At 65.2% G+C, this 21,958-nt stretch carries 20 protein-coding genes, 1 other RNA gene and 1 pseudogene; 10 read left to right on the forward strand and 12 right to left on the reverse strand.

The features are described from left to right. Nucleotides 1–152 precede the first annotated feature (152 nt). The 4 genes and pseudogenes from QUH67_RS32480 (at nucleotide 153) to dapE (ending at nucleotide 3,333) form a co-directional block, all read left to right on the forward strand. Complete coding sequence (locus tag QUH67_RS32480) at nucleotides 153–851, forward strand: pyrimidine 5'-nucleotidase (protein ID WP_300943892.1); 699 nt, start codon at nucleotides 153–155, stop codon at nucleotides 849–851. A 258-nt stretch (nucleotides 852–1,109) separates the two neighbouring features. Then, on the forward strand, nucleotides 1,110–1,955 hold the full coding sequence (dapD, locus tag QUH67_RS32485; RefSeq protein WP_300943894.1) for a 2,3,4,5-tetrahydropyridine-2,6-dicarboxylate N-succinyltransferase: 846 nt from the start codon (nucleotides 1,110–1,112) through the stop codon (nucleotides 1,953–1,955). A gap of 100 nt (nucleotides 1,956–2,055) precedes the next feature. Next, nucleotides 2,056–2,133 (forward strand): annotated as a pseudogene (locus tag QUH67_RS35075) (DUF805 domain-containing protein); the annotation flags it as partial. 45 nt (nucleotides 2,134–2,178) lie between these two features. Beyond that, nucleotides 2,179–3,333: a succinyl-diaminopimelate desuccinylase gene (dapE, locus tag QUH67_RS32490; protein ID WP_300943896.1), complete on the forward strand. Its 1,155-nt coding sequence runs from the start codon at nucleotides 2,179–2,181 to the stop codon at nucleotides 3,331–3,333. Nucleotides 3,334–3,472: 139 nt separating this feature from the next. Here dapE and truA read toward each other — a convergent pair whose 3' ends face one another. From truA to def, 3 genes are all read right to left on the reverse strand, one after another. Then, on the reverse strand, nucleotides 3,473–4,210 hold the full coding sequence (gene truA, locus QUH67_RS32495; RefSeq protein ID WP_300943897.1) for a tRNA pseudouridine(38-40) synthase TruA: 738 nt from the start codon (nucleotides 4,208–4,210) through the stop codon (nucleotides 3,473–3,475). Next, on the reverse strand, nucleotides 4,210–5,142 hold the full coding sequence (gene fmt, locus QUH67_RS32500) for a methionyl-tRNA formyltransferase (RefSeq protein ID WP_300943899.1): 933 nt from the start codon (nucleotides 5,140–5,142) through the stop codon (nucleotides 4,210–4,212). Before fmt ends, truA begins: the two co-directional genes overlap by 1 nt. 177 nt (nucleotides 5,143–5,319) lie before the next feature. Further along, a complete protein-coding gene (gene def, locus QUH67_RS32505; protein WP_300943900.1) occupies nucleotides 5,320–5,847 on the reverse strand; it encodes a peptide deformylase in 528 nt (175 codons plus the stop codon). Nucleotides 5,848–6,018: 171 nt separating this feature from the next. Between def and QUH67_RS32510 the strand changes: the two genes are divergently transcribed. Next, the gene (locus tag QUH67_RS32510) at nucleotides 6,019–7,227 is read left to right on the forward strand and encodes a DNA recombination protein RmuC (protein ID WP_300943902.1); all 1,209 of its coding nucleotides are present in this window, start codon (nucleotides 6,019–6,021) and stop codon (nucleotides 7,225–7,227) included. A gap of 180 nt (nucleotides 7,228–7,407) precedes the next feature. Further along, a complete protein-coding gene (locus QUH67_RS32515; protein WP_300943904.1) occupies nucleotides 7,408–8,778 on the forward strand; it encodes an AmpG family muropeptide MFS transporter in 1,371 nt (456 codons plus the stop codon). Between the two features lie 155 nt (nucleotides 8,779–8,933). Here the strand turns inward: QUH67_RS32515 and QUH67_RS32520 are convergent, their stop codons facing one another. The 5 genes from QUH67_RS32520 to ffs all read right to left on the reverse strand — a co-directional run bounded on the left by QUH67_RS32520 (nucleotide 8,934) and on the right by ffs (nucleotide 12,407). Then, a complete protein-coding gene (locus QUH67_RS32520; protein WP_300943906.1) occupies nucleotides 8,934–9,356 on the reverse strand; it encodes a hypothetical protein in 423 nt (140 codons plus the stop codon). 82 nt (nucleotides 9,357–9,438) lie between these two features. Beyond that, nucleotides 9,439–10,044 carry a recombination mediator RecR gene (recR, locus tag QUH67_RS32525; RefSeq protein ID WP_300943907.1) on the reverse strand — a complete coding sequence of 202 codons (606 nt, stop codon included), beginning with the start codon at nucleotides 10,042–10,044 and terminating at the stop codon, nucleotides 9,439–9,441. A 1-nt stretch (nucleotide 10,045) separates the two neighbouring features. Beyond that, entirely contained in the window at nucleotides 10,046–10,366 is a 321-nt protein-coding gene (locus tag QUH67_RS32530) for a YbaB/EbfC family nucleoid-associated protein (protein WP_300943908.1), read from the reverse strand. A gap of 23 nt (nucleotides 10,367–10,389) precedes the next feature. Beyond that, nucleotides 10,390–12,201 (reverse strand): DNA polymerase III subunit gamma/tau, encoded by a 1,812-nt coding sequence (locus QUH67_RS32535; protein ID WP_300943910.1) that lies wholly within the window; start codon nucleotides 12,199–12,201, stop codon nucleotides 10,390–10,392. 109 nt (nucleotides 12,202–12,310) lie between these two features. Further along, an RNA gene (gene ffs, locus QUH67_RS32540) (signal recognition particle sRNA small type) lies at nucleotides 12,311–12,407 on the reverse strand. A gap of 219 nt (nucleotides 12,408–12,626) precedes the next feature. Here ffs and QUH67_RS32545 point away from each other — a divergent pair. The 4 genes from QUH67_RS32545 to QUH67_RS32560 all read left to right on the forward strand — a co-directional run bounded on the left by QUH67_RS32545 (nucleotide 12,627) and on the right by QUH67_RS32560 (nucleotide 15,602). Further along, nucleotides 12,627–13,046 carry an HIT domain-containing protein gene (locus QUH67_RS32545; protein ID WP_300943911.1) on the forward strand — a complete coding sequence of 140 codons (420 nt, stop codon included), beginning with the start codon at nucleotides 12,627–12,629 and terminating at the stop codon, nucleotides 13,044–13,046. A gap of 7 nt (nucleotides 13,047–13,053) precedes the next feature. Further along, entirely contained in the window at nucleotides 13,054–14,004 is a 951-nt protein-coding gene (gene nudC / locus QUH67_RS32550; protein WP_300943913.1) for an NAD(+) diphosphatase, read from the forward strand. Nucleotides 14,005–14,067: 63 nt separating this feature from the next. After that, nucleotides 14,068–15,033, forward strand: a complete 966-nt coding sequence (locus QUH67_RS32555; protein ID WP_300943915.1) for a sugar kinase — start codon at nucleotides 14,068–14,070, stop codon at nucleotides 15,031–15,033. A gap of 68 nt (nucleotides 15,034–15,101) precedes the next feature. After that, nucleotides 15,102–15,602: an Lrp/AsnC family transcriptional regulator gene (locus QUH67_RS32560; RefSeq protein ID WP_300943916.1), complete on the forward strand. Its 501-nt coding sequence runs from the start codon at nucleotides 15,102–15,104 to the stop codon at nucleotides 15,600–15,602. A gap of 40 nt (nucleotides 15,603–15,642) precedes the next feature. Here QUH67_RS32560 and QUH67_RS32565 read toward each other — a convergent pair whose 3' ends face one another. The 4 genes from QUH67_RS32565 to QUH67_RS32580 form a co-directional block, all read right to left on the reverse strand. Beyond that, nucleotides 15,643–17,142 carry a phosphomannomutase/phosphoglucomutase gene (locus QUH67_RS32565; protein WP_300943918.1) on the reverse strand — a complete coding sequence of 500 codons (1,500 nt, stop codon included), beginning with the start codon at nucleotides 17,140–17,142 and terminating at the stop codon, nucleotides 15,643–15,645. 123 nt (nucleotides 17,143–17,265) lie between these two features. After that, nucleotides 17,266–17,811, reverse strand: a complete 546-nt coding sequence (locus QUH67_RS32570) for a TIGR02281 family clan AA aspartic protease (RefSeq protein WP_300943919.1) — start codon at nucleotides 17,809–17,811, stop codon at nucleotides 17,266–17,268. A 128-nt stretch (nucleotides 17,812–17,939) separates the two neighbouring features. Beyond that, nucleotides 17,940–20,417 carry an ATP-dependent helicase HrpB gene (gene hrpB, locus QUH67_RS32575; RefSeq protein WP_300943920.1) on the reverse strand — a complete coding sequence of 826 codons (2,478 nt, stop codon included), beginning with the start codon at nucleotides 20,415–20,417 and terminating at the stop codon, nucleotides 17,940–17,942. 159 nt (nucleotides 20,418–20,576) lie between these two features. Beyond that, nucleotides 20,577–21,887, reverse strand: a complete 1,311-nt coding sequence (locus tag QUH67_RS32580) for a UDP-glucose dehydrogenase family protein (RefSeq protein ID WP_300943921.1) — start codon at nucleotides 21,885–21,887, stop codon at nucleotides 20,577–20,579. Between the last annotated feature and the right edge of the window lie 71 nt (nucleotides 21,888–21,958).

Consider the following 21,958-nt stretch of genomic DNA (forward strand, 5'->3'; position numbering starts at 1 on the left):
CGTCGTCCCGGCGAACGCCGGGACCCATAACCACCGGACTGAGTTTTGGCCGCGATAGCAACCACAACCAAAGGCGACACACACCGTGCTCACCAATAACCGCCGCGGCGTATGGGTCCCCGCGTTCGCAGGGACGACGGGATGAGAGTATAATGAAAACAAACCCACCCCGCCCTTTCACCCACATCGACACCTGGGTGTTCGATCTCGACAACACGCTCTACCCGCACCACGTCAATCTGTGGCAGCAGGTCGACGCGCGGATCGGGGAATTCATCAGCACGTTCCTGAATATCTCCGCGCAAGAAGCCCGCGTGCTCCAGAAGGACTATTACCGCCGCTACGGCACCAGCATGCGCGGGATGATGACCGAGCACGGCGTGCATGCCGATGATTACCTGGCCTATGTGCACAAGATCGATCACTCGCCGCTGGAGCCCAACCCGGCGATGGGGGCGGCGATCGCCCAACTGCCCGGCCGCAAGCTGATCCTGACCAACGGCTCGACCGACCATGCCGGCGCGGTGCTGGAGCGGCTCGGCATCACGGAGCATTTTGAGGCGGTGTTCGACATCATCGCCGCCGAACTGGAGCCCAAACCGGCGCCGCAGACCTACGACAAGTTCTTGCGCGTCCACGGCGTCGACCCGGCGAAGTCAGCGATGTTCGAGGATCTCGCCCGCAACCTCGTGGTGCCGCACCAGCTCGGCATGACGACGGTGCTGGTGGTGCCCGACGGCGCCAAGGAAGTGGTGCGCGAGGATTGGGAGCTGGAAGGCCGCGATGCGGCCTATGTGGATTATGTGACGGATGATTTGACGGGGTTTTTGGAGAAGGTAGGCAGGACGTAGCTTCACCCTCCACTTGTCGTCCCGGCGAAGGCCGGGATCCATACCGCGTGATCTATCGAGAAAGCACGGCCGCAGACGCTCCGCCAGCTATCGCCTCGGCTTGCTGAGGCCAAGCCATCGCCCTTCCTGCCCCAAACGTCGGCCGCGGCGTATGGGTCCCTGCGTTCGCAGGGACGACGGCAGAGTTTGCCTTGACTCTCTTGCCCCAAATCCCGAAAAAGCCGGTCAACTCCGCCCGAAATCGCCCGAGGAAATCCGATGTCCCTGTCCGCGCTCGAATCCACCGTCAACACCGCCTTCGATGCCCGCGACGGCATTTCGACGTCGACCAAGGGCGAGGTGCGCGAGGCGGTCGACCATGCGCTGGAGCTGCTCGACAAGGGCGAGACGAGGGTCGCCGAGCGCGGGGCTGACGGCAAGTGGAAGGTCAACCAGTGGCTGAAGAAGGCGGTGCTGCTGTCGTTCCGCCTCAACGACATGAGCGCGATCCCCGGCGGTCCCGGCAATGCGTCCTGGTGGGACAAGGTGCCGTCGAAGTTCGAGGGCTGGGGCGAGAACCGTTTTCGCGACGCGGGCTTCCGCGCCGTGCCCGGCGCGATCGTGCGCCGCTCGGCCTTCATCGCCCGCAACGTCGTGCTGATGCCGTCCTTCGTCAATCTCGGCGCCTATGTCGATGAGAGCACCATGATCGACACCTGGTCGACCGTCGGCAGCTGCGCGCAGATCGGCAAGCGCGTGCATATTTCCGGCGGCGTCGGCATCGGCGGCGTGCTGGAGCCGTTGCAGGCCGAGCCCGTGATCGTCGAGGATGATTGCTTCATCGGCGCGCGCAGCGAGGTCGCCGAAGGCGTCATCGTGCGCAGGGGCGCGGTGCTGGCGATGGGCGTGTTCCTCGGCGCCTCCACCAAGATCGTCGACCGCGCCACCGGCGAGATTTTTGTCGGCGAGGTTCCGGAATATTCCGTCGTGGTCCCCGGCGCCCTGCCCGGCAAGCCGCTGCCGAACGGCCAGCCCGGCCCCTCGACCGCCTGCGCCGTGATCATGAAGCGCGTCGACGAACGCACCCGCGCCAAGACCAGCATCAACGAACTGCTGCGGGACTAGGATCGAACCCACGGACTTCGCGCGCGGCTAACCTTCCGGACCTCGGGCTCCGGCCCCGGAGCTTTACGCATGGACCGGACCTGGTACCTGTTCCGCGCTCTCGATCAGGCGGCTGCATGACCGCGACAAGAGCGGCTGGTGGATGGTGCCGTTCTTCCCCGTACCCGGCTTGTCATAGTGCCGAAGGCTGGCACGCCCCCGGTTTGGCGTGTTAAACCGGGCTATGAATGACGCCGTTTCCATCACCCGCGACCTCGTCCGTTGCCCGTCCGTCACTCCCGCCGATGCCGGCGCGCTCGGCGTCCTCGAGCGCCTGCTGAAAGATGCCGGCTTCGACGTACACCGGGTCACCTTCAGCGAGCCCGGCACGGCCGATATCGACAATCTCTACGCCCGCATTGGAACGGAGGCACCGCACATCACCTTTGCCGGACATACCGACGTGGTGCCGCCCGGCGACGAAGCCGCCTGGACGCTCGGCGCGTTCTCCGGCGAGGTGAAGGACGGCTTTCTCTATGGCCGCGGCGCGGTCGACATGAAGGGCGGCATCGCCTGCAGCGCCGCAGCCGTGCTGCAATATCTCGCCGACAATGGCGGCAAGCCAAAGGGTTCGATCTCGTTCCTGATTACAGGGGACGAGGAAGATATTTCCGTCAACGGCACCATCAAGCTTTTGAAATGGTGCGCCGAGCGCGGCGAAAAATTCGACCATTGCGTGCTCGGCGAGCCCAGCAATGTCGAGGTGCTAGGCGACTGCATCAAGATCGGCCGCCGCGGTTCGCAATCCGGCACGTTGTATGTCGACGGCGTGCAGGGCCACGTCGCCTATCCGCACCGCGCCTCGAATCCGGTGCCGGATATTTCACGGCTGATCGTGGCGATATCGGACGAACCGCTCGATCACGGCAGCGCACAGTTTCAGGCCTCCAATCTCGAATTCACCTCGGTCGATGTCGGCAATACCGCGAGCAATGTGATCCCGGGTCAGGCCCGCGCAAAATTCAACATCCGCTTCAACGACAACCACACCCAGGAGACCCTGCGAGAATTGGTCGAAGCGCGGCTGGCAAAGGCCTGCGGCAACCGCATCCGCGCCCGCATCGTCTGGGAATATTCCAACTCCAACGTGTTCGTGACCAAGCCCGGCGCCTTCACCGACCTTGCGGTGAGCGCGATCGAGGAAGTGACGGGACGCAAGCCGGAGCTTTCCACGAGCGGCGGCACGTCGGATGCGCGCTTCATTTCCAGCTATTGTCCGGTGATCGAATTCGGCCTGGTCGGCCAGACCATGCACCAGATCGACGAACGCACGCCGGTGTCGGATCTGGAGAAGCTGACGAAGGTATATCGGGGAATTCTCGACCGGTATTTTGGGTAGGCACCGCTTTCGCCGTCATTCCGGGGCGCGCGCAGCGCGAACCCGGAATCCAACTTACCTCTTGCACATGCGGCGAGTTGGATTCCGGGTTCAGCCCTGCCGGGCTGCCCCGGAATGACGAGTCGAGAGTGAGAGCAAACTAATACTCCACCCGCACCAGATAGAGCCCGTCGGGCGGCGCGACCGGGCCGCAGGCGGCGCGGGTGCGGGCGGCGAGCGCACCTGCGAGGTCGTCGGCGCTCCAGCGGCCTTCGCCGACCCACACCAGCGAGCCCACCATCGAGCGCACCTGGCTGTGCAGGAACGAGCGCGCCGACGTCAGGATCGTAATCTCGTCGCCGTCCCTGACGACGTCGAGCTGGTCGAGCGTCTTTTCCGGCGATTTCGCCTGGCATTCGGTATCGCGAAACGTCGTGAAATCGTGCTTGCCGAGCAGGCGTTGCGCCGCGGCGTGCATCGCGTCGGCATCGAGATGGCGCGGCACCCGCCAGCTGCGCTTGATATCAAGCGCGAGATTGGCGCGGTGGTTGGTGATACGGTAGCGGTAATGCCGCTTCCTAGCGGAGAACCGCGCCTCGAAATCGTCGGCGACGACTTCCGCGTTAAGCACGCCGATCGGGTGCGGTCGCAGATGCGCGTTCAGCCCGTCGCGCAACCGGCCCGGCGGAAACGTTTTTGCGATGTCGCAATGCGCGACCTGCGCCAGCGCGTGGACGCCGGCATCGGTGCGACCCGAGCCGTGGACGCGCGCGGGCTCGCCGCAGATCGCCAGTACCGCCGCCTCCAGTGCGCCCTGCACCGTCGGCGCGTTGTCCTGGATCTGCCAGCCGGAAAACGGCGTGCCGTCATATTCGATGATGAGCTTGTAGCGGGGCATCAGCCGAGCCGCGCCGGCGGCTTCAGCGGCGTGCCGCGCAAGAAATCCGCGGCTTTCATCGGGGCCTTGCCGGCACGTTGCAATTCGAGAATACGGATCGCGCCGTCCCCGCAGGCGATGGTGAGGCGATCATCGAGCACCTCGCCCGGCGCGCCTGCGCCTTTCGCCGGTTCGCAGCGCAAAATCTTGATCCGCGCCGGCTCACTGTCGCCGGCGAGTTCGCACCACGCGCCGGGAAACGGCGACAAGCCGTGAATGTGCCGCAGCACCTCGCGCGCCGGACGCCGCCAGTCGATCCGCGCTTCGGCCTTCTCGATCTTGGCGGCGTAGGTCACGCCGTCTTCGCTCTGCTTCTGGAGCCGTAGCCCGCCACGGGCGAGCGCGCCCATCGCGCGCACCATCAAATCCGCGCCGAGCGGCGCCAGCGCGTCATGCAGGTCAGCGGCCGTCATCGTATCCGTGATCGGCAGCCGTTCCGCCATCGCGACATCGCCGGTGTCGAGGCCGGCATCCATCTTCATCACCATCACGCCGCTCTCGGCGTCGCCGGCCATGATCGCGCGGTTGATCGGGGCGGCGCCGCGCCAGCGCGGCAGCAGCGAGCCGTGCAGGTTGAAGCAGCCGAGCGGCGGCGCATCGAGAATGGCCTGCGGCAGGATCATGCCATAGGCGACGACGACCGCGGCGTCAGCCTGGTGCGCGCGAAATTCGTCGAGCGCTTCCGGCGTCTTCAGCGTCGTCGGCGTCAACACGGGAATGCCGAGCCGCCGCGCTTCCTGCTCCACCGGGCTCGGCTGCAGCTTCATGCCGCGTCCGGCCGGCTTTGGCGCACGCGTATAGACGGCCACGACCTCATGGCCATGGGCCACCAGTTCGAGCAGCGTCGGCACCGCGAAATCGGGCGTGCCCATGAAGATCAGGCGGAGCGGCATGACTGGTATCCTACCCACATTCAACTTACTCCGTCATGGCCGGGATCGACCCGCCTGCGGGGCCGAAGCCCCTTCGGCGCGGCGAAGGCCCGGCCATCCACGTCCTTGCTGCACTGAGATGGAAAGACGTGGATGCCCGGGACAGGCCCGGGCATAACGGCTGAGAGAGCGGCAGCCTTACTCCGCCGCGCGCTTGGCGGCCTTGGTAAACTTCTTGATCACGCGGTCGCGCTTCAGCTTCGACAGATAGTCCACGAACAGCACGCCGTTGAGGTGGTCGATCTCGTGCTGGATGCAGGTGGCGAACAGCCCGTCGGCGTCTTCCTCGTGCACCTTGCCGTCGAGATCCGTGAAGCGGATGCGGACCTGCGCCGGGCGCTCGACCTCCTCGTAATATTCGGGGATCGAAAGGCAGCCCTCCTCATAGACCGACAATTCCTCCGACGAGGAGATGATTTCCGGGTTGATGAAGACGCGGGGCTTCGGCTTGATCTCGCCGTTCTCGTCCTTCTTGGCGAGGTCCATCGTGATCAGCCGCACGGGTTGCGCGACCTGGATCGCCGCCAGCCCGATGCCGGGGGCGTCGTACATGGTCTCGAACATGTCGTCGGCGAGCTTGCGAATCTCCGCCGTCACCTTCTCGACGGGCTTGGAGACCAGCCGGAGCTGCTTGTCCGGCAGGATGATGATTTCTCGGAGGGCCATGACGCGCGATTTAAGCTGCTGATTTGCCGGGGTCAATCCGCCCGCGCGGCCGTTAAGGCCACGTTAACCATGATTTTTAAGGCAGCGTTAACCACGAAAATTAAGGCGTCGTTTACCATAAACGTTCCCTCTTCGTTCGCGAAAGCAGGCGAATCGGGCTACAAGTCGCGCATGAACGAAATCCTCCTCACCGTCGGCGAGCTGCCGATCCATGTCGGCGAGGCCCTGACGGGTTTTGGCGCGCTGGCTTTGCTGCTGCTGCTGACGATCGCCATCGTCATCGCCCGCTCCGGCCGCCGCGGCGCGGAATTGGCGATGGCGCAGGCGATTCGCGCCGATGAGCTGGAGGAGCGGCTGAGCGAGATGCTGCGGGCGCAGAGTGAATCCACCGGGCGGGTCGACGCGATGGCACACGCGCTGGTCGGCCGCCAGTCCGAAATGACGCGCGCGGTCAACGAGCGGCTGGATTCGGTGACGCACCGCGTCGGCCAGTCGATGGAAGCGACCACGCGCCACACCATGGACAGCCTGCGCGTGCTGCACGAGCGGCTCGGCATCATCGACAACGCACACAAGAACCTCACCGACCTGACCTCGCAGGTGACGACCTTGCGCGACGTGCTCGCCAACAAGCAGTCGCGCGGCGCGTTCGGCCAGGCGCGGATGGAAGCGATCGTGCAGGACGGCATGCCGCAGGGCGCGTACGAATTCCAGTACACGCTCTCGACCGGCAAGCGGCCGGACTGCGTGGTGTTCCTGCCCGACCAGCGGCCGCTCTGCATCGACGCGAAATTCCCGCTGGAGGCGATGACCGCGCTGCACGACGCGCGCAGCGACGAGGAACGCAAATTCGCCACGCAACGGCTGCGCAACGACGTGATGAAGCACGTCAACGACATCGCGGAAAAGTACCTCATCCCCGGCGAGACCCAGGACACCGCGCTGATGTTCGTGCCGTCGGAATCGGTCTACGCCGAAATCCATGACGGCTTTGACGACGTGATCCAGAAAGCCTACCGGGCCCGCGTCGTGCTGGTGTCGCCCTCGCTGTTGATGCTGGCGATCCAGGTGATGCAGCAGATCCTGAAAGACGCGCGGATGCGGGACGCCGCCGACCAGATCCGCACCGAAGTGCTCAACCTCGGCGACGACCTCGGCCGCTTGCGCGACCGCGTGCTCAAGCTGCAAAAGCATTTTGGCGACGTCAACGAGGACGTCCGGCAGATATTGATCTCCGCCGACAAGATCGAAAAGCGCGCCGGCCGGATCGAGGAGCTCGATTTCAGCAAGACAGACACGCCGGTGGAAGCGCCCCGCCTTGCCAACAGCGAAACGCCCGAGCTGTTCCCGGTGCCGCGCAAGCTGCAGGCGGGGGAGTAGTTTCTTCCCTTCTCCCCTTGTGGGAGAAGGTGGCGCAAAGCGCCGGATGAGGGGTTCTCTCGGCTAGGGTGCCCGCGGAGAGAACCCCTCACCCGTCTCAATCGCGTTTCACGCGATTGATCCACCCTCTCCCACAAGGGGAGAGGGGAAGTAAGCTCGAATATCTGCTAACACCCCTCTATGACAGCACCGGAATCCACCTCCGCCTCACCCGACAAAGCCACGCCCCCCGCCCCCTCCTGGCGCGAGAGCCTTGCCGTTTATCTGCAGCCACGCGTGCTGATCGTGCTGATGCTCGGGTTTTCCTCCGGGCTGCCGCTGGCGCTTTCCGGCTCGACGCTGCTGGTGTGGATGCGCGAGTCCGGCGTCGATCTCACCACCATCGGGCTGTTTGCGCTGGTCGGGACGCCGTACACGCTGAAATTCCTCTGGGCGCCGTTGGTCGATGCGCTGCATGTGCCGCTGTTCACGCGCGCGTTCGGCCGCCGCCGCGGCTGGCTGGTATTTTCGCAACTGCTTTTGATCGGCGCGATCCTGCTGCTGGCGCTGACCGATCCGGCGCGCTCGCCGCTGTTCGTCGCGCTGGGCGCGCTGCTGGTGGCGGCCATGTCCTCGACCCAGGACATCGTGGTCGATGCGTTCCGCGTCGAGAGCCTGCCCGAGAGCGAGCAGGCCGCCGGCATGGCGTCCTATGTCGCGGCCTATCGGATCGGCATGCTGATCTCGACCGCCGGCGTGCTGTTTCTGGTCAGCGCGTTCGAAAGCACCGGCATCGGCCGCCACGCCGCCTGGATGTGGGGCTATGTCGCGATGGCGGCTTTGGTGCTGATCGGCACCATCACGACGCTGCTCGCCACCGAGCCCGAGCAATCAGTGCGCGCGGAAGCCGCCACGCGCGACGAGGACGCGTTGACGCGCGTCGTGCATGCGGCCGTCGGCGCGTTCTCCGAGTTCCTCGCCCGGAAATTCGCCTGGGTGGCGCTGGCGTTCGTGGTGCTGTTCAAGTTCACCGACGCATTCTCCGGCACGATGACCGCACCGTTCGTGATCGACCTCGGCTTCACCCGCAACGACTATGCCGCCATCGTCAAGGGCGTCGGCCTGATCGCGACCCTCGTCGGCGGCTTTGCCGGCGGCTACGTGGCGCGGCGCTATTCGCTGGTCGCAAGCCTGTGGATCGGCGGCGTGCTGCAGGCGCTTTCCAACCTGGTATTCGCCTGGCTCGCCTATGTCGGCGTCAATCAATGGGCGCTGGCCGCCGCGATCTCGGCGGAAAACTTCACCGGCGCGATCGGCACCGTGATCTTCGTCGCCTATCTCTCGGCGCTGTGCCAGAACCCGCTGCACACGGCGACGCAATACGCGCTGCTCACGGCGCTCGCCGCGGTCGGGCGCACCTATCTGTCATCCGGCGCGGGCTATGTGGCGGAGACGACGGGCTGGCCGCTGTTCTTCGTGATCTCGATGCTGGTTGCCGTGCCGAGCCTGATCCTGCTGGCATGGCTGCAGCGGCGCGGGCATTTTGAGGCCGTGGGGCCCGTGAAGGTGTAGGTCCGCTGGAGGCCGCGAACTCACTTGTCGTCCCCGCGAAGGCGGGGACCCAGTATTCCAGAGCAATTGCGATTCAATCGAGAGAGCGCAGCGTACTGGATCGTCCGGTCAAGCCGGACGATGACGGCGGCGTTTGTGGCAACGGCCGCGAATACTCAATGCTTCGTCACCACGCTCCACTTCGTGATGACAGCCTCGCTCGTCTGCCCGGCTTCCTGCGCGCAGGCGACTTCGTCGACCTTCACAGAAATTTCCTTGCCGATGAAATTCTTCAATTGCGCGGCCTGGGCGTCGCTGTTGGTAACGAGCTGGAACGTCTCGGGTCCGGTTTCCAGATTGCACAGCCCGCTCGGCGGCGGCAGGCGGCGCGGCGCGCTGGTGATCTGGTAGGTCTGCGGGCGCTTGCTCCGCTTGCTGGCCTTCATGGCGTTGAGTTCGCCCGACAGCACGTCGCCGGCATTGATCGGCTTGCCGGGCTTCGGTTCGGCCTGCGCCCATGCGGAAGGTGCGGCCAGGGTCACGGCAATCGCCATCATGGACACAAAACAGGAGCGCTTGCCGAATCGCGGTTTCGTCATTTCGATCAGTTCCGGTGTGTTGGCTTTTTGATTTGACGCGTTTTCTTCACGCGAACCGGGATCCACTTCGCTTGAAAACGCTCTAGAACAGCGTGCGCTGACGCATGGCAGCCGATAGCGTACCTTCGTCGAGATAATCAAGCTCGCCACCGACAGGCACGCCATGCGCGAGGCGGGTAACCTTGACGTTGGCGTCCTGCAGGAGGTCGGTGATGTAATGCGCCGTAGTTTGGCCATCAACCGTCGCATTCAGCGCCAGAACGATCTCATTGACCTGCGATTCGTGCGCACGGGCCACCAGCGCGTCGATGGTAAGATCCTGCGGACCGACGCCGTCAAGTGGCGATAATGTGGCGCCGAGCACGTGATAACGGCCGCTGGTTGCGTTCGCCCGCTCCAGCGCCCAGAGATCGGCGACGTCGGCGACCACGACGATGGTCGAGGGATCGCGCCGGGGATCGGTGCAGACCGTGCAGGGATTTTGCGTGTCGATATTGCCGCAGGTCTTGCAGACCTGGATCTTGTCGATCGCGACCTGCAACGCGCCCGCGAGCGGCGTCATCAGCGCCTCGCGCTTCTTGATCAGATGCAGCGCCGCGCGCCGCGCCGAGCGCGGTCCAAGCCCCGGCAGCCGCGCCAGCAGCTGGATCAGGCGTTCGATTTCGGGACCGGCAACGCTGGCGGCCATTTCAGCCGAGACCGAGCCCGGGCGGCAGGCCGAGTCCGCCGGTCAGCGACTGCATTTTTTCCATCGCCGCGGTCTCCGCCTTGCGCCGCGCGTCGTTATGCGCGGTCACCAGCAGATCTTCCAGCACCTCGCGCTCCTCGGCCTTCATCAGCGAGGGATCGATCTTGACGCCCTTCACTTCCATCTTCGCGGTCATGCGCACGGCGACCAGCCCGCCGCCGGAAATGCCCTCGACTTCGAGATTGCCGAGTTCTTCCTGCATCGCCTGCATTTTGGACTGCAGTTGCGCCGCCTGCTTCATCATGCCGAGAAAATCAGCCATCGTTCGTCCTCTGGAGAGCTCGATCAGTCGTCGTCGTTGTCGGGGCTCTCGTTCAAGTCATCAGTGTTAATATCGGATTCCGGCGGCTCGGCGGCAAGCCTCCGCACCTCGACCACCCTGGCGCCGGGAAATCGCGCCAATACTTCCTGCACGCGCGGATCGGCCTCCGCAGCGCGGGCGTGCTCGTTGCGCGCCTGCTCGTTCTGCGCGCGCAGCGTCGGCTGGCCGGCCTCGTTGGAGACGATCACGGTCCAGCGCCGCCCGGTCCATGCTTCCAGCTTGCGCGAGAGGTCGTTGACCAGGCCGCGCGCCGCGTTGCGCTCCAGCGCCACTTCGAGGCGCCCGTCCTCGAATCGAACGAGGCGCATGTCGGATTCCAGCGCCTGCTTGGTCAGGATATCGCGCTTCTCGCCGGCGAGGGCCACGAGTTGCGGGAAAGTCGTGAGCCGCAGCACGGGCGCGGACTCGGCCTGGGCCGACGGCGCCACCATTTGCGGCCGCACGGAGGCTTCCGCGCCGGAGCGGGACGATGAAGGCGCGCGCATCGGCGACGGAGCGGACATGGAGGATATCGGTGCGCTGGACGCCGCCCGTGACGGCGCCGCGCCGCCGGAGGCGATCTGCGATCCGCCGCCGTTGGCATCGAGCATCTTGATCGCTTCGTCCGGCGTCGGCAGGTCGGCGACATAGGCGATGCGGACCAGCACCATTTCGGCCGCCGCCGCCGGCCGCGTCGCGGTCTGCACTTCCGCGATGCCCTTGAGCAGCATCTGCCACATCCGCGACAATACGCGCATCGACAGTTTTGCGGCGAACTCGCGGGCGCGGACCCGCTCGGTCTCGCCGAACGCGACATTGTCGGCGGTGGCGGGAACGATCTTCACCCGCGTGACGAAATTGACGAATTCGGCCAGATCCGACAGCACCACGACCGGATCGGCGCCGACATCATATTGCGCGCGGAACTCGCCGAAGGCGCTGGCGATATCGCCGCGCGCCAGATATTCGAACAGGTCGATCACCCTTGTGCGGTCGGCAAGCCCCAGCATCTGCCGCACCGCGTCGGCACGGACGAGGCCCGCCGCATGCGCGATCGCCTGGTCGAACAGAGACAGCGAATCGCGCACCGAGCCTTCGGCGGCGCGCGCGATGATGCCGAGCGCTTCGGGCTCGACCTCGACGCCTTCCTTTTTCGCGATGTTGCCGAGGTGGTTCATCAGCACGTCGGCCTCGACCCGGCGCAGATCGAAACGCTGGCAGCGCGACAGCACGGTGACCGGGACTTTGCGAATTTCGGTGGTGGCAAAGACGAACTTGGCGTGCTCGGGCGGTTCCTCCAGCGTCTTCAGGAAGGCGTTGAACGCCGCCGTCGACAGCATGTGGACTTCGTCGATGATGTAGACCTTGTAGCGGGCGCTGGCCGGCGCATAGCGCACGCTGTCATTGATCTGGCGGACGTCGTCGACGCCGGTGTGGGAAGCGGCGTCCATCTCGAGGATGTCCATGTGCCGGCTTTCCATGATCGCCTGGCAGTGCACGCCGAGATCCGGCATGTGGATGGTCGGGCCCTTCACCGAGCCATCCGGCTTCTCATAGTTGAGCGCGCGGGCAAGGATTCGCGCGGTGGTGGTTTTGCCGACCCCGCGGACCCCGGTCAGGATCCAGGCCTGCGGAATTCGGCCCGTTTCGAACGCGTTCGAGACGGTGCGGACCATGGCCTCCTGGCCGATCAGGTCGTCGAAGCTGGACGGGCGGTATTTTCGCGCCAGCACCCGGTAAGGCTTGGCCGTCTCGGCGCCGTCTGACTTGTCGGGGGGAGCGCCAGCATCACTCATCGGTCGATCCGCAATTGATTGTCTCTCGGGGCCGGCTTGCGGAACGGAGCGAAATCGGCGCCAAGGGGCGAACTTTGCCGCCACAATGCGCGATTCGCTCGAAAAACAGGTAGGAGACTGACGAGCGACCCGATCCGGACCTCGTTAGGGCTGCTTCCTTCCGGACCTGACCCGGTTGGCGAGTGGCTCGTCCACCGCCAATCTCCCGGTCCTTATTTGGGGCCAAAAGGGCCGGAAAGCAAGCGGGGTCGATCCGGGCCATGCACCGAAACCACCCCTGTTTCGTCACGGCCGGGCTTGACCCGGCCATCTCCGTCTTGCTTGTTCCAGTCCAGCGCAAAAAAGACGTGGATGCCCGGGCATAGGCGAGCGGAAGCGACGCCGTCCTTTCGGACGTCTATGCCGGACATGACGAAGGAACGAGCATGCCATCGGACGCCTGGTCGCTGCACTCCCAGCTCAAGAAGGACACGATCGACATCGGCGACCTGCCGCTGTGCAAGGTGCTGGTGATCAAGGATGCGAATTACCCGTGGCTGCTGCTGGTGCCGCGCCGGGAGGGCGCTACGGAAATCATCGACCTCGACGAGGTCGCGCAGGGCCAACTGATGACCGAGATCTCGCGGGCGTCGCGCGCCCTCAAAGAGATCACCAAATGCGACAAGCTCAATGTCGCGGCCTTGGGCAATCTGGTGCCGCAGCTGCATGTCCACGTCATCGCGCGCCGTACGAGTGATGCGGCGTGGCCGCGCCCGGTCTGGGGCGTGATGCAGCCGCTGGCGCATGACGCCGAGGAAGTCCAGAATTTCATCAACGCGCTTCGCCGCAAGATCTGGTTGGGTTGAGAAAAAAATGTCCGCATTCGACGCATATCCATTAGGCAAGCCCGCTTTCGTGACCCACACCATCGACCGGGCCGCGCATTTCCGCACCAACGACGACAAACTGTTCGCGCTGGAAGGCCAGAGCAACGCGCGGGCCTATGTGGTCTACCGCGACTCGCTCGTCATGAAGCAGGACGAGAGCGGCCCCCGCGCGCTGCTCTCGATCAAGGAAGCGCTGGATTACGGCGCCAATCCCGGCACGATCTTCTTGGGATTAGCCGACGGCGCGCCGGTGTTCGGCATGGGCATGTCACCCGCTGCCGCCGAGAAACTGGTCGGCCGCAGCGACGTCGCGGTCACGGAATTGCGCGGCATGGCGATGCAGGGCGTGCTGCCGCTCGAGCAATTGTCGTCGATCGCGATGGCGAAATCGCTGGTGGGCTGGCATCAGCGCCACGGGTTCTGCGCCAATTGCGGCGCGCGCACCTCGATGAAGGAAGGCGGCTGGAAGCGCGAATGCGGAAGCTGCAAGGCCGAGCATTTCCCGCGCACCGATCCGGTCGTGATCATGTTCGTCAGCCTCGGCGACAAGGCGCTGCTCGGCCGGCAGAAGCAGTTCATGCCCGGCATGTATTCGTGCCTCGCCGGCTTCGTCGAAGCAGCCGAGACCATCGAGGACGCCGTCCGCCGCGAGATTCTCGAGGAATCCGGCATCCGCGTCACCGACGTGAATTACTACATGACGCAGCCCTGGCCCTATCCGTCGTCGCTGATGATCGGCTGCACTGCGCGCGCGATCAGCGAGGAGATCGTCGTCGACCGTGTCGAACTTGAGGATGCGCGCTGGTTCGACCGCGAAGAACTGGCGCTGATGCACAAGCGGCAGCATCCCGACGGACTGTTCGCCGCCCATCCGTTCGCCATCGCCCATCATTTGATCGGGCAATGGCTGCATGGCGGCGGCAATACCGCCGCTTAGCCGGGAACCGACGCCTTTCTGCCCGATTGACTTGCGACTTCAATGGACATGACGGGCCCACGCATGAACGTTCAGGATAAAAAGGCGCCGAAAATGCCCCCACGCATTCTCTGCATCGGCATGCCGGTGCGCGACCTCACCTTCCATACGCCGGGAGTTCCCGGCCGCGGTTCCAAGGAGAACGCCACCGCGTTCGACGAGATCTGCGGCGGCAACGCGCTCAATGGCGCCATCGGGATTGCCCGGCTCGGCGGCCGCGCCTCGATCTGCGGTCCGATGGGCGATGCCAGCGAGACTTCGAGCCGTTTCATCTTCGACCAGATGGCGAAGGAAGGCATTGAGACCAAGCATCTGATCCACATGGAGGGGCTGGTAACGCCGATCTCGGCCGTCATGATTGATCCCTCCGGCGAGCGCACCATCGTGACCTTCCGCGATCCAAAGCTGTGGCAGGTGAAGCTGCCCGACTTCGACACGCTGCTGGACGACTGCGCCGCCATCCTCACCGAGAGCCGCTGCGCCGAATTCTGCACTGAACTCTGCGCCGAGGCCGTCCGGCGCGGCATTCCCGTGATCGTGGACGTCGACCGGGCGATGTCGCTGCGCGAGGGCCTGTTGAACGCCTCCACGCACCTGGTGTTCTCCAGCGAGCCGCTGCAGGAGACGGCAGACGTCACCGACGACGCCCAGGCGCTGAAGAAGATCGCCAAGCTGACCGGCTCGTTCCTGGCGGGGACCCGCGGCCCGCGGGGCACGATCTGGCTCGACGAGAACGGGGAGATCCAGGAGACCCCGGCCTTCCCGGTGCATACTGTGGACACCCTCGGCGCCGGCGACGTCTTCCACGGCGCCCTGGCGCTGGCGATCACCGAAAAGCAGGAGCTGCGGCAGGCGCTGCGCTTCGCCTCGGCCGCCGCGGCGCTGAAATGCACCCGGTTCGGAGGCGCTTTCGCTGCCCCGCAACGTGCTGAAGTTGAAGAGCTTTTAGTCAAGGGCAAGGTTTCGGGCGCGGCTCCGGCTCACCCATAGCAGGCCTTGCTATAGAAGATTTTTCTATATATTAGGAGAAACAACCTCTCCTATGGAACATTCTTCCCATGACCGACCTCGCCGTTCAGCTTCCTGAAGCCAACCGCCGCCTGGATGCGATCGACCGCAAGATCCTGACCGTGCTGCAGGAGGACGCCTCCCTGTCGGTCGCCGAAATCGGCGACCGGGTCGGACTGTCGTCGACACCGTGCTGGAAGCGAATCCAGCGGCTGGAGGCCGATGGGGTAATCCTGCGCCGGGTGGCGCTGGTCGACCAGAACAAGATCGGGCTCGGTATTTCCGTGTTCGTCTCGGTCGAGAGTTCCGACCATTCCGAGGCGTGGCTGAAGACCTTCGCCAGCGCCGTGAGCGCCATGCCCGAAGTGATGGAGTTCTACCGGATGGCCGGCGACGTCGATTACATGCTGCGCGTCGTGGTCGCCGACATGGCGAGCTATGACGTGTTCTACAAGAAGCTGATCGGCGCCGTGCCGCTGAAGAACGTCACCTCGCGCTTTGCGATGGAGAAGATCAAGTCGGTGACGGCGCTGCCGGTGCCGGCGGCGTAATCCGCCTTCGCTCCGGCGGCGAGCGGCTTACGTCGCGCGCTCAGATTTTCTGGTTATACGCGCCGACTTCGGGATGCGTGCGCAGCACCGAATCCATCGCCTCGAACATGTCGCGCATGCGCTGCTCGCTTACCGGGCTCTCGACCACCACCACGAGCTCCGGCTTGTTGGACGAGGCCCGCACCAGGCCCCAGCTGCCGTCCTCGACCGTGACCCGCACGCCATTGACGGTGACGAGATCGCGGATGTTCTGGCCTGCGACTTTCTCGCCGTTCTTCTGCATGTCCTCGAAGTGTTTCACGACAGCGGCGGCGACGCCGTATTTCGTCTCGTCGGCGCAATGCGGCGACATCGTCGGAGACGACCAGGTCTTCGGCAGCGCGTCCTTCAGATCGGCCATCGACTTGCCGGTCGCACGATCGAGCATTTCGCAGATCGCGATCGCCGACACCAGGCCGTCGTCATAGCCGCGTCCGGTCGGCTTGTTGAAGAAGAAGTGGCCCGATTTCTCGAAGCCGGCGAGCGCGCCCAGCTCGTTGGTGCGACGCTTCATGTAGGAATGGCCGGTCTTCCAGTATTCGACCTTTGCGCCCTGCTTCTGCAGCACCGGATCGGTAACGAACAGTCCGGTCGATTTCACGTCAACCACGAACTGTGCGTCCTTGTGGATCGCCGACATGTCGCGCGCCAGCATCACGCCGACCTTGTCAGCGAAGATCTCCTCACCGGTATTGTCGACCACGCCGCAGCGGTCGCCATCACCGTCGAAGCCGAGGCCGATATCGGCCTTGTGCGAGAGCACCGCATCGCGGATCGCGTGCAGCATCTCCATGTCTTCCGGATTCGGATTGTACTTCGGGAAGGTATGGTCGAGTTCGGTGTCGAGCGGAATCACCTCGCAGCCGATCGCCTCCATCACCTGCGGCGCGAACGCGCCGGCCGTGCCGTTGCCGCAGGCGACCACGACCTTCAGCTTGCGCTTCAGCTTCGGTCGGCTGGTGAGATCGGCGATATAGCGCGCCGGGAAATTCTCGTGGAATTGATAGGAGCCGCCGGCCTTGTTGTCGAACTCGGCGTTGAGCACGATCTGTTTCAGCCGCGTCATCTCTTCGGGGCCGAAAGTGAGCGGACGGTTGACGCCCATCTTGACGCCGGTCCAGCCATTGTCGTTGTGCGACGCCGTCACCATCGCGACGCAGGGCACGTCGAGATCGAACTGCGCGAAATACGCCATCGGCGTCATCGCCAGCCCGATGTCGTGCACCTTGCAGCCCGCCGCCATCAGGCCGGATATCAGTGCATACTTGATCGAGGCCGAATAGCCGCGAAAATCGTGGCCGGTGACGATCTCCTGCTTGACGCCGAGTTCCTTGATCAGCGCGCCGAGCCCCATGCCCAGCGCCTGGACGCCCATCAGGTTGATTTCCTTTTCGAAGAGCCAGCGCGCGTCGTATTCGCGAAAGCCGGTCGCCTTCACCATGGGGGCGGATTCAAACGCATAGGTGTTCGGAATCAGCGCGGATTGGGGCTTCGGGAACATGAGCGGCCTTGTCATTGAAATGCCTGAGCGAACACCGCAGCCTTAGCGAATAGCCGGGCCGGGCGATAGGCGGGAATGGCGATTTGTGGCGGTTAATAAAGGCAGACTGGTAAGCGGTAAACCTTACTGCTCCAGCACGAGCCTGCCGTCGGCATATTCGAAGCGCTTCAGCTTCGACAGGAACGACAGGCCGAGCAGGTTTTCGGACAGCGCCTCATCCGGCAGCACCATGGCTTCGACATCGCGCACCACGAGACCGCCGACGTCCATCACGGGAATCCGGGCGCGGGCTGCCTTGATGGTGCCATTGGCCGTGTTGACCTTGGCGTTGTAGTCGCCGCGCAACGGGCGAAGGCCGAACTTCGCCGCGGACTTTTCATTCAGCGCGACCACGGACGCGCCGGTGTCGACCATGAAATTGATGTGCTGGCCGTCGATCCGGCCGATCGCCTGGAAATGGCCGCGGAAATCGCGGGGAAGGCTGACGCGGGCGCCGCCGGTCGGAGAGACGGTCGTCTTGGGAAAGAATGGATCGGCCGCAGAATGGCTGGCAGCCACCTTGTCGGCCCCCTTGGCAAGGGCGGGGGTCGGCGACATCCGGTCCGCCATCTGGGCCATGAAGACGCCGGCACCGGCTATCGCTGCGGCAAACATCAGAAGGTTACGCATTACGCCACTCTACGCGGGGTCCAAAGACCGCCGATTTCACCACGCCACCCGCCAACCCGCGACTAAGCCGCAGGGTTGAAGGTCGTCATTTCGGCCAAAAGGATGAGCGAAGGGTTAACGAATTATCATCAAGTGCCGCGCGGCTTGACGCGGCGCGTCGGCGGCGCGGTGGCCGGGTCTTCCGGCCAGGGATGGCGGGGATAGCGGCCGCGCAAGTCCGAGCGAACGGCGGCATAGCTGCCGCGCCAAAAGCCCGGCAGGTCGCGCGTCACCTGCACCGGGCGCTGCGCCGGCGACAGCAATTCCAGCACCAGCGGCACCGCGCCCTTGGCGATCGAGGGATGGGCGTTGAGCCCGAACAGTTCCTGCAGACGGACCGCGATGGTCGGCCCCTGCTCCGCCTCATAGTCGATCGCCAGCATGGTGCCGGTCGGCGCCTCGAAATGAGTCGGCGCTTCACGATCGAGCCGCGCGCGCAATTCCCACGGCAGCAGCGCCATCAGCGCGTCGGAGAGATCGCCCGAGGAAAGCTCCTTCAGCGCGGTCTTGTCGTACAGCGCCGGCGCCAGCCAGTTTTCGGCGCCGGCAGCCAGCGCGGTATCGGACAGATCGGGCCAGCTGTCGCCTTCCGCCTTGCGCAGGAACATCACGCGGTCGCGCCATTGCTTCAGGGCTTTCGACCACGGCAGCCTGTCGAGCCCGGCGGCGACCAGTCCCGCCGCAAAAATCCGCGCGGTCTCCGCCGAGGGCGACAGTGAGACCGGCGCCTCCGACAGCGTGATGGCGTGCAGCGTCCGCTTGCGGCGCCCGCGCAACGCCATCGCGCCGCGATCGAACGAGATTTCTTCCCTGTCCTCGATCTGGTCGGCGAAGCGCGTTTCGATGTCCTCCTGCGCGATCGGCGCGGCCAGCAGGATGCGCCCCTGCGCCGCGGTGCCGGTCAGTTCGGCGACCGCGATATAGGGCGCGCGCGCCAGCGACGAGGTCTGCTCGACGGCCGCGCCGCGGCCATTGGCGAGCACGAAGCTGCCATTGCCGCGGTTGCGCGCAACGCGGTCGGGGAAGGCCAGCGCCAGCATGATGCCGGTGGTAGGCGAGATATCCGCGGCAGGCGGGCCTTCCGTCGTCGCGACCTGCTGCGCCCAGCGTTGCGCCAGGCTGCGGGCACTGGAAGCGCGTGGCGAGCGGTCGCGGCGGAACCGGTCGAGCCTGACGTCGAGATCGACGCTGTCGCCGCCGAGGCCGCGCTCGGTCAGGACCGCGGCGATGTCGGCGGCCTCTTCGCCGGCCCCGAGCCGGTGTGAATCCACGATCATCCGCGCCAGCCGTGGCGGCAGCGCCAGCGCGCGCAGACTTTTTCCTTCCGCGGTGATCCGGCCGTCGCCATCGAGCGCGCCGAGCTCATCGAGCAGCGCCTTCGCCTCCTTCAGCGCCGGTGCCGGCGGCGGATCCAGAAAAGCCAGTGTAGCGGGATCGCGCACGCCCCATTGCGCGAGATCGAGCACCAGCGAGGAAAGATCGGCGGAGAGAATTTCAGGCTGGGTGTAGGCGGCGAGCGAGGCGGTCTGCGGCTCGTCCCACAGCCGGTAGCACACACCGGGCTCGGTGCGGCCGGCGCGGCCACGGCGCTGATCGACCGCGGCGCGCGAGGCCCGCACGGTCTCCAGCCGGGTCAGGCCGATGTCAGGCTCATAACGCGGCACCCGCGCCAGGCCGGAATCGACGACGATGCGCACCCCCTCGATGGTCAGCGAGGTCTCGGCAATTGAGGTCGCCAGCACGACCTTGCGCTGGCCCTTCGGCGCCGGTGCGATGGCGCGGTCCTGCACGGCGGCGTCGAGTGCGCCGAACAGCGGCACGATCTCGACGCTGGCATCGTGAACGCGCTCGGAAAGAAAATTCTGCGTGCGGCGGATTTCGGCGGCGCCCGGCAGGAATGCTAGCACCGAGCCGGGATCGGCGCGCAACGCGGTGGCGATCGCATCCGCCATCTGCCGCTCGATCGGCGCATCGGCCTTGCGGCCGAGATAGCGCGTCTCCACCGGAAAAGCCCGGCCTTCGCTGGCGACGACAGGCGCGTCGCCCAGCAGTTGACCGACCCGCGCGCCGTCAAGCGTCGCCGACATCACCAGGATGCGGAGATCCTCGCGAAGGCCGGTTTGCGCGTCGCGCGCCAGCGCCAGGCCCAGGTCGGCATCGAGCGAGCGTTCGTGAAACTCGTCGAACAGCACGGCGGCGACGCCGGACAATTCGGGATCGTCAAGAATCTGCCGCGCGAAAATGCCCTCGGTGACGACCTCGATCCGGGTCGCGCGCGAAATCTTCGAGCCGAAGCGGACGCGATAGCCGACCGTATCCCCTGTCCGCTCGCCGAGCGTCCGCGCCATCCGTTCGGCGCTGGCGCGGGCCGCGATCCGCCGCGGCTCCAGCATGATGATCTTCTTGCCGTTCAGCCAGGGCGCGTCGAGCAGCGCCAGCGGCACCCGCGTGGTCTTACCGGCGCCGGGCGGCGCTACCAGGACGGCAGTGTTATTGGTCGCGAGCGTGCGCCCGAGTTCATCGAGCACCGCGTCGATCGGAAGTGGAGTGTCGAAAGTAAGAGGCAATGGCGGCTCGCATGCTTCCCCTCTCCCCTTGTGGGAGAGGGTGGCTTCGCGAAGCGAAGACGGGTGAGGGGTTCTCTCCGCGAATTCCGCTCATTGAGGAACCCCTCATCCGGCGCTTCGCGCCACCTTCTCCCACAAGGGGAGAAGGGAAGGAAGTGTTTACCGCGCCGCCCGTCCTACGCTGTCGTACGTAAAGCCATGCGCGGCCATGTCGTCGGCGCGATAGATGTTGCGCAGATCGACCACGACGGGTTTTGCCATCGCGTCCTTGATCCTGTCGAGGTCGAGCGCGCGGAACTGCACCCATTCGGTGACGATCACCATGGCGTCCGCGCCCTTCACGCACTCGTAGGGGTCATCGCAATATTCGATGTCGGGCAATTCCTTGCGCGCCTGCTCCATGCCGACCGGATCGTGCGCGCGCACTTTTGCGCCGAGGTCGAGCAGACCCGTCACCAGCGGGATCGACGGCGCCTCGCGCATGTCGTCGGTATCCGGCTTGAAGGTGAGGCCGAGCACGGCGACCGTCTTGCCGCGCAGGCTGCCGCCCGCCGCGTTGGAAACCTTTCTCGCCATCGCGCGCTTGCGGTTGTCGTTGACGCCGAGCACCGCCTCGATGATGCGCAACTGCACGTCATGGTCCTGCGCGACCTTGACCAGGGCGCGGATGTCCTTGGGGAAACAGGAGCCGCCAAAGCCCGGGCCGGCGTGCAGGAATTTCGTGCCGATGCGGTTGTCGAGCCCGATGCCGCGCGCGACTTCCTGGACGTCGGCGCCGACTTTTTCCGCGAGATCCGCCATCTCGTTGATGAAGGTGATCTTGGTGGCGAGGAAGGCGTTGGCGGCGTATTTGATCAGCTCGGCGGTGCGCCGCGCTGTGAACATCAGCGGCGCCTGGTTGAGCGACAGCGGCCGGTAGACGTCGCCGAGCACCTTGCGGCCGCGTTCATCATCGGTACCGACCACGATGCGGTCAGGGAATTTGAAGTCGCGGATCGCGGCGCCCTCGCGCAGAAACTCCGGGTTGGAAGCGACCACCACGTCGGCCGACGGATTGGCTTCGCGGATCAGCCGCTCGACCTCGTCGCCGGTGCCGACCGGCACGGTCGATTTGGTGATGACGACCGTGAAGCCCGACAGCGCAGCGGCGATCTCGCGCGCGGCGGCATAGACGTAAGTCAGGTCGGCATGGCCGTCGCCGCGCCGCGATGGGGTGCCGACCGCGATGAACACGGCGTCGGCTTCCGCCACCGGTTTGGTCAGGTCGGTGGTGAAATCCAGCCGCTTGGCCTTGACGTTGGACGCGACCAGCGCATCAAGCCCGGGTTCGAAGATCGGGATTTCACCGCGATGCAGGGCTTCGATCTTGCCCGCGTCCTTGTCCACGCAGGTGACCTGGTGACCGAAATCCGCAAAGCAGGCGCCAGATACCAGCCCCACATAGCCCGTGCCGATCATCGCGATTCGCATAAAAACAGTCCGTATCTGATGGTTAACGCCAGTCCCGATTTTGCCGGCGTCTTAGAGCATTTTTCATCAAA

It is taken from the genome of Bradyrhizobium roseum (assembly GCF_030413175.1).
GTDB lineage: Bacteria > Pseudomonadota > Alphaproteobacteria > Rhizobiales > Xanthobacteraceae > Bradyrhizobium > Bradyrhizobium roseum.

Excerpts from the sequence above, each read along its gene's own strand:
- def (WP_300943900.1), bottom strand. The coding sequence starts at position 5,847 with ATGGCCCTCCGAGAAATCATCATCCTGCCGGACAAGCAGCTCCGGCTG.
- QUH67_RS32555 (WP_300943915.1), top strand. The coding sequence starts at position 14,068 with ATGAACGTTCAGGATAAAAAGGCGCCGAAAATGCCCCCACGCATTCTC.
- QUH67_RS32510 (WP_300943902.1), top strand. The coding sequence starts at position 6,019 with ATGAACGAAATCCTCCTCACCGTCGGCGAGCTGCCGATCCATGTCGGC.
- QUH67_RS32530 (WP_300943908.1), bottom strand. The coding sequence starts at position 10,366 with ATGGCTGATTTTCTCGGCATGATGAAGCAGGCGGCGCAACTGCAGTCC.
- truA (WP_300943897.1), bottom strand. The coding sequence starts at position 4,210 with ATGCCCCGCTACAAGCTCATCATCGAATATGACGGCACGCCGTTTTCC.
- QUH67_RS32520 (WP_300943906.1), bottom strand. The coding sequence starts at position 9,356 with ATGACGAAACCGCGATTCGGCAAGCGCTCCTGTTTTGTGTCCATGATG.
- nudC (WP_300943913.1), top strand. The coding sequence starts at position 13,054 with ATGTCCGCATTCGACGCATATCCATTAGGCAAGCCCGCTTTCGTGACC.
- recR (WP_300943907.1), bottom strand. The coding sequence starts at position 10,044 with ATGGCCGCCAGCGTTGCCGGTCCCGAAATCGAACGCCTGATCCAGCTG.
- QUH67_RS32545 (WP_300943911.1), top strand. The coding sequence starts at position 12,627 with ATGCCATCGGACGCCTGGTCGCTGCACTCCCAGCTCAAGAAGGACACG.
- QUH67_RS32570 (WP_300943919.1), bottom strand. The coding sequence starts at position 17,811 with ATGCGTAACCTTCTGATGTTTGCCGCAGCGATAGCCGGTGCCGGCGTC.
- QUH67_RS32535 (WP_300943910.1), bottom strand. The coding sequence starts at position 12,201 with ATGAGTGATGCTGGCGCTCCCCCCGACAAGTCAGACGGCGCCGAGACG.
- QUH67_RS32580 (WP_300943921.1), bottom strand. The coding sequence starts at position 21,887 with ATGCGAATCGCGATGATCGGCACGGGCTATGTGGGGCTGGTATCTGGC.
- fmt (WP_300943899.1), bottom strand. The coding sequence starts at position 5,142 with ATGCCGCTCCGCCTGATCTTCATGGGCACGCCCGATTTCGCGGTGCCG.
- QUH67_RS32560 (WP_300943916.1), top strand. The coding sequence starts at position 15,102 with ATGACCGACCTCGCCGTTCAGCTTCCTGAAGCCAACCGCCGCCTGGAT.
- QUH67_RS32480 (WP_300943892.1), top strand. The coding sequence starts at position 153 with ATGAAAACAAACCCACCCCGCCCTTTCACCCACATCGACACCTGGGTG.
- dapE (WP_300943896.1), top strand. The coding sequence starts at position 2,179 with ATGAATGACGCCGTTTCCATCACCCGCGACCTCGTCCGTTGCCCGTCC.
- QUH67_RS32565 (WP_300943918.1), bottom strand. The coding sequence starts at position 17,142 with ATGTTCCCGAAGCCCCAATCCGCGCTGATTCCGAACACCTATGCGTTT.
- dapD (WP_300943894.1), top strand. The coding sequence starts at position 1,110 with ATGTCCCTGTCCGCGCTCGAATCCACCGTCAACACCGCCTTCGATGCC.
- QUH67_RS32515 (WP_300943904.1), top strand. The coding sequence starts at position 7,408 with ATGACAGCACCGGAATCCACCTCCGCCTCACCCGACAAAGCCACGCCC.